5 protein-coding genes and 1 pseudogene are annotated in these 10421 nt (G+C 34.3%); 3 read left to right on the top strand and 3 right to left on the bottom strand.

The window, feature by feature from the left end; genetic code table 11:
- Nucleotides 1-346: 346 nt before the first annotated feature.
- Complete coding sequence (locus F6K06_RS02795; protein WP_287239529.1) at nt 347-2548, bottom strand: ATP-binding protein; 2202 nt, start codon at nt 2546-2548, stop codon at nt 347-349.
- A 1038-nt stretch (nt 2549-3586) separates the two neighbouring features.
- Nucleotides 3587-3757 (bottom strand): hypothetical protein, encoded by a 171-nt coding sequence (locus tag F6K06_RS02790; RefSeq protein WP_192901129.1) that lies wholly within the window; start codon nt 3755-3757, stop codon nt 3587-3589.
- A 121-nt stretch (nt 3758-3878) separates the two neighbouring features.
- Between F6K06_RS02790 and F6K06_RS02785 the strand changes: the two genes are divergently transcribed.
- Together F6K06_RS02785 and F6K06_RS02780 are read left to right on the top strand one after the other, a co-directional pair.
- On the top strand, nt 3879-4142 hold the full coding sequence (locus tag F6K06_RS02785) for a hypothetical protein (protein ID WP_124155128.1): 264 nt from the start codon (nt 3879-3881) through the stop codon (nt 4140-4142).
- Between the two features lie 354 nt (nt 4143-4496).
- The gene (locus tag F6K06_RS02780; protein WP_124145145.1) at nt 4497-5048 is read left to right on the top strand and encodes a DUF2854 domain-containing protein; all 552 of its coding nucleotides are present in this window, start codon (nt 4497-4499) and stop codon (nt 5046-5048) included.
- 1539 nt (nt 5049-6587) lie between these two features.
- Here F6K06_RS02780 and F6K06_RS02775 read toward each other — a convergent pair.
- Nucleotides 6588-6845 (bottom strand): chlororespiratory reduction protein 7, encoded by a 258-nt coding sequence (locus F6K06_RS02775; RefSeq protein WP_124145146.1) that lies wholly within the window; start codon nt 6843-6845, stop codon nt 6588-6590.
- A 341-nt stretch (nt 6846-7186) separates the two neighbouring features.
- Between F6K06_RS02775 and sir the strand changes: the two are divergent.
- A pseudogene (gene sir / locus F6K06_RS02770) lies at nt 7187-8971 on the top strand (sulfite reductase, ferredoxin dependent); the annotation flags it as partial.
- Nucleotides 8972-10421: the final 1450 nt, after the last annotated feature.

The following is a 10421-nucleotide window of genomic DNA, read 5'->3' as shown; positions in this document are numbered from 1 at the left end:
TACATGGTGTGTGCAGTTATAGATCCCTGGAATAAGAGTATATTTTAGCTCAAAATTGGGTACAATTTCTAATTCAAAATGCCTTTAATCGCTGAGTGTGTAAGTTTTTTAAATTTATTCAGCAAGCCCGAATTATTAATTATTAATTGTTGAACCATGTTTCCATATCCCTAAATTCCCAGATATTTTTTTCACAAATTAAATTGAACTACTATTGAACAAAGTCAGAAGTTATTGTTATAACAGGAATTTTGAGCAAATATCCAAAAATATTTCGCCTTAAAATAAAAGGCGGGGTTTTAGACCCAATTATTTTGATAAAAATTCTCTTATCTTTATTGAATCTTTAATGACTACTTAGTAAAGATTTAACAGTAGCAATCATCTTTTCAATATTCAAAGGCTTACTAAGATAAGCTGATGCACCAGCATTAATACATACTTCTCGATCGCCACTCATTGCCATAGCAGTTACAGCAATAACTGGTACAGACCCCCATGTGGGATGAGCTTTTATTCTTCTAATTAATTCTAACCCATCAACTTTTGGTAACTGAATATCCATCAAAATTAAATTAGGTAAATTTGGAGGAGTAACTAGAGGAGAATTAATTGTATCCAACATAGTTTTACCATCACTAATCAGCTCAACAGTATAGCCCTCTAACTCCAATACTTCAGAAATTAAAAGTTGATTATAAAGTTGATCTTCAACAATCAAAATTCGATAAATTTTTTCAGATTCTCGTCTTTTTTCAGCAATATTTCCAGAAAAGACTTGAGAACTTTCTTCAGCTTCAAAATTAACAATTAACTCCTGTTGCATCTCTGTTAATGGCAACCAAACACGAAAAACACTACCTCTACTAACCTGAGAACTTAAAGAAACAGTACCCCCATGTAATTCAGCCAATTTTTTTGTCAAAACCAAACCCAAACCCGTACCTTCATGTCTCCTAGATAAAGAAGAATCAACCTGCTGGAAAGGACTAAATAAAAATTTCCATCTATCTTCAGAAATACCAATTCCAGAATCTTTTACCTCTAAACATAAATAAGGAGTGCTAGGATTAATCGGAGAACAATCAGGTCGATAATCACCTTGAATTTGACTACCATAAGCTAAACGTCCGCTAAGTTTAACTTGCCCCCCCTCTGGTGTAAACTTAACAGCATTAGACAATAAATTAATAATTATTTGTCTTACACGACGTTGGTCTAGAAAAACTTTAGATAAACGATAATCTAATTCTAGAGATAAAGCTAACCTTTTTTTATCAGCTCGTGGCTGAATCATTTTCAAACAGTCAGTACAAAGTTCGTGAATATTTACTGACTCTAAATTTAGCTCTGTTTTTCCAGCTTCAATTTTGGATAAATCAAGAATATCATTAATTAACTGTAGTAAATGCTGACCACTTTTTTGTATTAGTCGAACTTGATGAAGTTGGCGATCGCTTAACTGCCCAGATTTTTGTCGCTGTAGTAAATCAGAAAACCCTAAAATACTATTAAGTGGAGTTCTCAACTCATGGGACATAGAAGCTAGAAACTCTGACTTTAACTGAGAAGAACGCTCTAATTCCTCATTAATTTGCCGTAGATGTTCTTGAGACTGTGCCCTTTCTATGGCCACTCCTAGAGTGCGACAAGCTGCAAATAACATATCTTTTTGAGGAGCTTCTTGTAGTTTTTGCAGATTACGAGATTCTAGAGTTAAAACACCAATAATTGTCCCATCTGTGGCAGGAATGGGAAAAATTCCTAATTGACCAATAGCGGGATTACAAAATCCTGGTATAGCTTGAGGGTGAGAAGCATAATCTTCAACATACATAGGTTTACCACTTTCAACTACTTGCCACAAAAGTCCTTGGCCATAAGGAATGCCCTGTTTCAATAAACCTTCCATTTCCATTACTGCAGGTTCACCATAAGTAGCAATAAATTGAGAAGTCATTTGATTAGATATTGGCCCTGCTTGGCGATCTTCTCCTTCTCCGCTAATAACTTTGACATCTCCAAAAGCAGCATTCATTACCTCTACTAAATAATTCAGAGCAAATTGGGCAATTTCTCTTAAGCTGTCTGAGTATTGCAGTCGTTCGTTGAGACCCAAGAGAAATCTTAATCTCCTCAATTCAGCATTAAGGGTATTTTGGGACTTTTGATAGACAGTCATATCTCGAAAAGTGAACAGATGTCCCCCATCTGATGTGAGAGTGCAGTCCACATTAAGAAAAATATGGTTAGCTTGTTCTATATCTAGGAATAGACTTTCTGTTTCTGTGTTGAGTAGACAGTCTTTGAGCTGTTGACATTGTTTTGTTGACCAATAACCTTGAGCAACTATTTCGGCAAATATAGTATCACAATGAGGCTTTAGAGCAAGCCACTCTGGCAATAATCCCCAAATTTCAGCAAGTTTTTGATTAAATAAAATTAAGTGATGAGATTTATTAAATAGGGCAATAGCATTATCTATTTGGTTAAGGATAAGTTCTTGCTCTTCCTTTAACCTCTGTAAATCTATTTCAAAATTCTCCATTTTTATGACTTATTATTTTTTCCATTCTTAATTAGACAAACAGGCAAGTTTAAGTTTCTTTACATAAATTTACAAAATCTTCTACTATTGAAGAGTGATAGCAATTAGATTGTGTGTGTGATCTTCAGCACACTCAAATAATTTTGTCGATCTATTACTGAAATAAACGAAATAAATATTAATAATATATAAGTAGAGAAAGTTTGATTAAATACTCATTTGTACTAAGAAGTTTTTGGTGTAAAATAATGAAAAATTATCAGCTATTTTGCATTTAAACCATATATTCAATGATCAAGTAGGGACAAATAGCCATTCGTCCCTACTGCCCAAATTAATTAGTAACATTATTTTTCCAAATTGGTATTAGATTGTGTGAAAATATCTGCCAAAAAGGAAAGAATATATCTGAAAACAAGGTTGAAGAAGAAAGAAGTGGATGGAGACTCAAACTCCAACCAATTGTAAAAACCTTGTAGACAGCGGGGTATTAAACCCAAAAGAAAAGGATAAGAGTTTCCGACTTTTGATATGGTTTTTTGATTTTTTATAGATGATTTAGGATTGCTATATATCCGGTTTACCGAATAATTAATAATTAATAATTAATAATTAATAATTCGCGCCTTGAAGCCTCCCCTTTTAAGGGGAAAAAAACGGTCGTTAGCGCAGCTTCCCGAAGGGTGGGATGGTGAGGTCTCCTCACCATCCCTCGACCAAGAAAAGAAATAATATTTCCTTATATTCAATCAAGAGCGGTTTTAACCAGAGGTAATTATCAATTATCAATTATCCATTATCCATTATCCATTAATGAAATAGATTATTCATGGAGATAAGCAACAGCCAATCTGGAAAAAGTTATAACTCTAATTTAGTAAACCGGATTTTGTATTACATACTAACTTTCAAAGTGAACTATAAATCTGCTGCTGTATTTTCTAAGCATAAAAATCAGGCAAATTTAAACTATTTTTCTTAACTTCATTGTTTGTCAATCTATCTTTAACCAATGAATTGAAGAATACTAATTTTCTCTCAATCTGGAAAAGTTCGCTTTAATTCATCAATCAAGTCATCAATCTCTTCTAGAGCTTGATTAATATCAATTCTGAGTGTACCCAAATCTGGTTTTTCTAGCAGTTTAACTAGAGATTCTCGCTTGCTCTCAATATTAGCCACTCTTGCTTTGATTATCTGTGAGTCCATTTGAAATTCCTGATATACTCTTGTTAATACGATATTTTAGTTTAACTCAATAGTTAGATCTATAAATCTCAACAATCTCTGGTTATTGAAAATAAATTATCATAGATACTAGATACTAAAAATGTCTAATTTAGATCCAGAAAAGGAAGCTAAGACAGTTGATAAAGCAATGTTAAAGCAAATTGATTCCCTCAAAAAAGAGGATGAAAGATTGTACAATATTTTAGCAATAGATGTTTGGGCACTAGCAAAAACAATGGATGAATTTCAGCCTGGATTTTGGGCAGCTTTTATGAAAAATAGAGATAAAGCTTTGAAAAATTTTATGGCTGATACAGTTAAAAATAAACAAAAAAATGATCGTAGTCCACCTTTTCTTCATTAATATATACTGAAGAGTATCTAGGCAAAGTCAGATAATTGACTTAGTATTTAATACATCTCCATACCCCTGAATTTTTCACTCTTTCAAGTAGATTTTTGGAGACATAAATCAATAAGTAAATATAGATTGAAACTTAAATCATTTATTCAATATTGAAAATTACTAGAATATACCTCTATTCCTTGTTTGGTGTTCCCGACTTTAAAAGAAGTATAAAATAACTAAAATAATAGTTGACCTCGAAGTCATAATGAGGGTAAGATACACTTAGCAATACTAAAATTCTAGTTACAGAATTTATAAAAGCAAGAAACTGACTATCTATATATTATAATATTTTCTCTTTTTAAAGATATGCTAGGTAAAACTTCATTAGCAACAGTAGGATTAATTGTAGGTGGAATTATTTCTGTGATTGGAACAGCAGCTTACTTTACCAATCATCCCACACTTAATTTAGCAGGATTCTTCTACGGAATCCCGCTGCTTCTAGGAGGACTTGCTCTCAAAGCTGCTGAACTTGAACCAGTAACTTTTACACAACCAACTACCAAAGAAATTGTAACTCTCAGAGAAAAACAAGCTACTCCCATCCAAAATCAATTACGCAAAGATGTGACTCGGTATAGATATGGCCAAAAAGTACATTTGGAAGAATCTCTTAATCTCTTAGGTTTAAGTCCCACAGATGAAGAAACACCAATACTTAAGGGATTAAGGGAAGTAGATATTAATGATAATTATGCCTTAGTGCTGGAATTTTCTTCTCCGTCAATTCCGTTAGATACTTGGCTTCAGAAACAAGATAAACTATCAAGTTTTTTTGGACCAAATATCAAAGCAGAGGTAAATCAACCTACAGAAGGAAAGATTGACTTAGTTCTGATAACTACTCCAGAAGTATAAAATTATCAGGTAGTGGTACATAGTAATGGTAGAAGGAGATAGGTCGATGGGTCGATGAGTCGATGGGTAGTGGAAAAAACTGTGAGTAGGAAAGAAACAGAAATACATCCTCTCTCTTGGTCGATTGGATATGGCGAGGAGACCCGAAGAGTGACAGAGCTGCTCCGCTTTACATGTTGCGGAACAAAACACCATCCCTCAACTGCTTTCTTTTAATTGGATCTGAGGTAATCACAGCTAATATAATTAGGTAATTTGTCCCCAGTTAAATCAATACTATTGGTACTTACACATTTTCTGGCAAAAAAATGCCTAAGAGTCGTCTGCATAAGGGAACTACGTCAATGGCCTAAAAATGCCTGGAACCCGTGCTTGTGAAGGAATTATACCTTTTTGACGTAAAACTCTCTACCTGTATATATTTGAGACTATTTTATGGCTCTATTTTGTGTAAGTCCCACTATTACGGTTGCAGGACTGCCAATTATTATAGTGGTTTTCACAAAGGTAGACTACAGACAAAATATAAGTATGTTTTAAGTTTAATAAGTTACAGACCTAACAGCTATATTCTATGTTAATGAAAACCGCTATAAATATATAATCTTTAATACTTAATCAAAAATAAATTGATATTTTGTAGAAAATATTAACTTTATTTTCTGGTGTAGAAGTATTTTCAAAAAGTAATCTTTTAGATAGTTGCATCGGCAAGTTGATGAAGAAAATATTCTTTTAAAAGTCGTCAAAAGTAGCAAAATTAATCAGCTTGCATAAAACTCACAAATAAAGACCTGCTTTTGAATCAATTAACAGTGAACGGGTTGATAATTGGTTAGTTAAATAGTTATTAGGCAAAAGTTTTCAGTTATTAGCAAGTAGTTCAGCATTGAAACTGTATCTCTCAAATTTTAGCTAAAAGAAGTCATATCCTTATACCCGATACTTCCTATCCTAATCCACCTCAAACACTTAAGATTAAATCTGTTAATTAGCAAAAAAATGGTCTATTGGAGTTGGAAACTTATAACTATTAACTTTTAAATAAATAGTGGGAGTCAATTACAAACTGGTTAAAAACATTAACTGATAACTGATAAAACTTTGTTCCGCATACCCGATACTTCCTATCCTAATCCACCTCAAACACTTAAGATTAAATCTGTTAATTAGCAAAAAAATGGTCTATTGGAGTTGGAAACTTATAACTATTAACTTTTAAATAAATAGTGGGAGTCAATTACAAACTGGTTAAAAACATTAACTGATAACTGATAAAACTTTGTTCCGCTACACGAAAGAGAAAATGTTATTGAAAAAATTCCCTTAGAGCTGATTTGTCAACTTAGCTGTTTGCCCAGCATCTCCGTTGGAAAAGTCTTATACTACCTAGCTTTTAATAATTTGGGATTTACTGGATAAAAACTCGCCAAGCCTAAATATAGCAAGGAATTTAGCCTCTTAATATTTACTTGATAAATCAGCTCTTAGCTGGGGGGTGGATATATTAGAAATGAATAAAAATCTTATGGTAGAAACTTACTTTTCCAAACGCACCACATACCATTGTATAAAATTACCATTGCTTAATTCATATTCACAATAGGTATCTCTTAGTTGTTGAGCTTGAGCATCTAGGGAAGATAACTTTTGTAAATCTCTAGGTAAATCATGTTGTTTTTGAGCTAGAATAAGCCGCAATTTTTCTAGTATTTCTAAACCTGTCATCAACTGCTCAGGTTTATTTGGTTCTAAGACGACGTAGTTTTCTTCTTGGTACATAAGTGAATTAGGCATTTTTAGAACGAAAATAGTTGAGTGTGACTAATACTGAAAATTCTATAATCAAGAAAAATCAAATACCGTATGTTTTCAAGGCGAAAAAAATATAAGTGACACAAGGAATCATTATAAGGTTGACAAAATACGGTTATATGAGAGTATAATAAAAGACTAATGAGTTACTTGTAAATTAATGGTAAATTATTATAAATGCTAAAAATAAAAAGATTAGTAAAAATAAACATATAGTGAATTATAAATAAATAAAATTAAGGAAACTACATTCCTAATTATAAGATTAAAGGAATATTTAATACGGTAACTCTACTTAAATATTAGCTATTAGCAACTTTAAAATGATAACTCCATCTCAAAATTTAGTACAAAAAGAGCAAAAACCTTCTAAGGTAGAAGGTATAAAAGAAAATAGCAATTTCTTGCGGGAACCCCTAGCAACTCAACTGCTAGAAGATACAACGCACTTTACTGAAGAAGCTATTCAAATACTCAAATTTCATGGTTCTTACCAACAAGATAACCGGGATAATAGAGCGAAAGGGCAAGAAAAAGATTATCAAATGATGCTTCGCACTAGAAATCCAGGTGGCTTTATTCCGCCACAACTTTTTCTCACCTTAAATCGTTTATCTAATGAATATGGTAATGATACACTTCGTGTAACAACCAGACAAGGTTTTCAGTTGCATGGCATCTTAAAGAAAAATCTGAAAACGGTTATATCATCCATAATAAAAAGTATGGGATCGACTCTAGGAGCTTGTGGGGATCTTAATAGAAATGTAATGTCTCCTCCAGCTCCATATAAAAACCGTCGCGAATATGAATATGCAAAAGAATATGCGAATAAAATAGCAGATTTATTAACACCACAGACAGGTGCATATTATGAGATTTGGCTAGACGGGGAAAAAGTAATTAGTGCAGAAGAACATCCTGAAGTAAAAGCTGCTAGACAACTTAATAGTAATGGCACAATATTCACCAATAGTGAAGAACCTATTTACGGTACTCACTATATGCCAAGAAAATTTAAGTGTGCTGTAACCGTACCAGGAGACAACTCAGTAGACCTATACACTCAAGATGTTAGCCTAGTCGTAATTACCAATGAAACAGGAGAATTAGAAGGGTTTAATGTTTTAGCAGGGGGGGGTCTAGGTAGAACTCATCGAAAAGAAGAAACTTTCCCTTGTTTGGCCCAAGAGGTCGGGTATGTGGCCAAGGAAGATATTTATGAATTAATCAAGGCTATAGTAGCAACTCAGAGAGATTATGGCGATCGCAGCAACCGTCGCCATGCCAGAATGAAATATTTACTCCATGACTGGGGAATAGAAAAATTTAAGGCCAAATTAGAAGAATACTTTGGTAAATCCATTGCCCCCTTTAAACCTTTACCAGAATGGAAATATTTGGATTTTCTGGGATGGCACGAACAAGGAGATGGCAAGCTCTTTTTAGGAATTTCTGTAGAAAATGGCCGTGTAAAAAATGAAGATTCATTTCAGCTAAAAACAGCACTGCGGAAAATTGTTGAATTGTTTAAACTACCCATGCTGTTAACACCGAATCACAACATAATTCTCTATGAAATTCAACCACAGCAGCAACAAGCAATAGAACAAATTCTGGCTCAACATGGTGTTAAGAGTGAAAAAGATATTGATCCCTTAGTGCGCAATAGCATGGCCTGCCCAGCTTTGCCGACTTGTGGACTAGCAATTGTAGAATCAGAAAGGGCCTTACCTGGTATACTGGGACAAATTCGGTTATTGTTGGACAAGGTGGGACTAGAACAGGAACATCCTGTGATTAGAATGACAGGATGTCCCAATGGTTGTGCTAGACCTTATATGGCCGAGTTAGGGTTTGTCGGTAGTGCTCCTGATGCTTATCAGATTTGGTTGGGAGGTTCACCCAATCAAACACGACTGGCAAAAACTTATGTTGACAAATTACATATCAGCGATCTGGAAGCTGAGTTGGAATCGATATTTATCTATTTCAAACAACAACGCCAACCAGATGAAAGTTTCGGCGATTTCTGCAATCGTGTTGGTATTGAAGCCATCCGTCAGTTCGTAACCAACTATCAATCTAGTTTCTCAATGAATACAGATATTAACAATTCAATGTTGACCTCAACCAACTCTGAAAATAATACTCCAGTAGTTACTAATGTTACTGAAGCAACTCCAGAAACTAAACCTCAAGAAGAAGGGGTAACTACAAATCAAGAAAATAATCAGGAAACGAATCTGATTAATAATCCAGTAAATTCACCCGTTAATTTTGATAGTACTCCGCCAGTAACTACATCAACAGTAAGTGAAACCCAGTCAGTAAATACTTCTGTATCTGGCGAAGTGGCAAATACTACTACAACACCATTTCCTGCTGTGGGTCAAGAGGTTAGTCAATCCACCCCTTCTAGTTTTGGTCAAGAGGTTAGTCAACCCACCCCTTCTAATTTTTCTCCAGAAACTGGTCAACCAACCGCTTCTAGTTTTGGTCAAGAGGTTAGTCAATCCACTCCTTCTAATTTTTCTCCAGAAGCTGGTCAACCACCCTCTTCTAATTTTTCTCCAGAAGCTGGTCAACCACCCTCTTCTAATTTTTCTCCAGAAGCTGGTCAACCACCCTCTTCTAATTTTTCTCCAGAAGCTGGTCAACCACCCTCTTCTAATTTTTCTCCAGAAGCTGTTCAACCAACCGCTTCTAGTTTTGGTCAAGAGGTTAGTCAATCCACTCCTTCTAATTTTTCTCCAGAAGCTGGTCAAACAGCTCTTCCAGAGAAGCCAAAAGATACCAGTAAAATGCGACATCGGGTTAGCGTTAGAGATGAAATCTATACCAAACTAAAAGAAGAGTCAAAGCGTCAGGGTAAACCAGTAGTTCAATTAGCAACTGAAGCAATTGCAGAATACCTGGAGAAAATTAGGAATAACGAAAGCTTATCTGCTGCTGATGAAACTAATTTTAAGCAAGAATAGTTAATAGATTATTTCACTCCAAGAAATTGAAAAGTTGTGGGAGATAAGGGGTAGTAATTGTCCTCTAATTCAAAATTCGAGGTAGATTAAAAACCCCTCCCACCTAAAGAGTTTTTCAGTATTTCTAGGCTGAAAATTATGATGTGCTAGTGAATCTGAAATATCAATTTCAATTAGCTGTAATGAATTTACTACCCAGTCACATAACTTGATCGTAGGTTAAAAATATGATGTGGTAGTGAATCTGAAATATCAATTTCAATTAGCTGTAATAAATTTACTACCCAGTCACATAACTCGATAGTTAGAACTATCCAAAAATACCGATTTTGGCACAGTAGCATCAGGGTTTCAGAACTTTTTCTGGAGATGTTTATCTAAATGTTGGCAGGAGAGCGCGGGTCTTCTGCCAACATTTAGATGAAAAAACCTATCTTCTTACACAGAGCAAATCTCCTGATTATCCCTACTCCCTACTCCCTTACTTTATAAGTATTCAACCGGACATGATATGACAAAGGTTTGAGATTAATTATCTTTTCCCTTATGGGTTTAATACCCCACCGTCTACACGGTG

It is taken from the genome of Okeania sp. SIO1H4 (assembly GCF_010672695.1).
Lineage (GTDB): Bacteria > Cyanobacteriota > Cyanobacteriia > Cyanobacteriales > Microcoleaceae > Okeania > Okeania hirsuta.
This window is presented reverse-complemented; position numbering and strand designations above follow the sequence as displayed.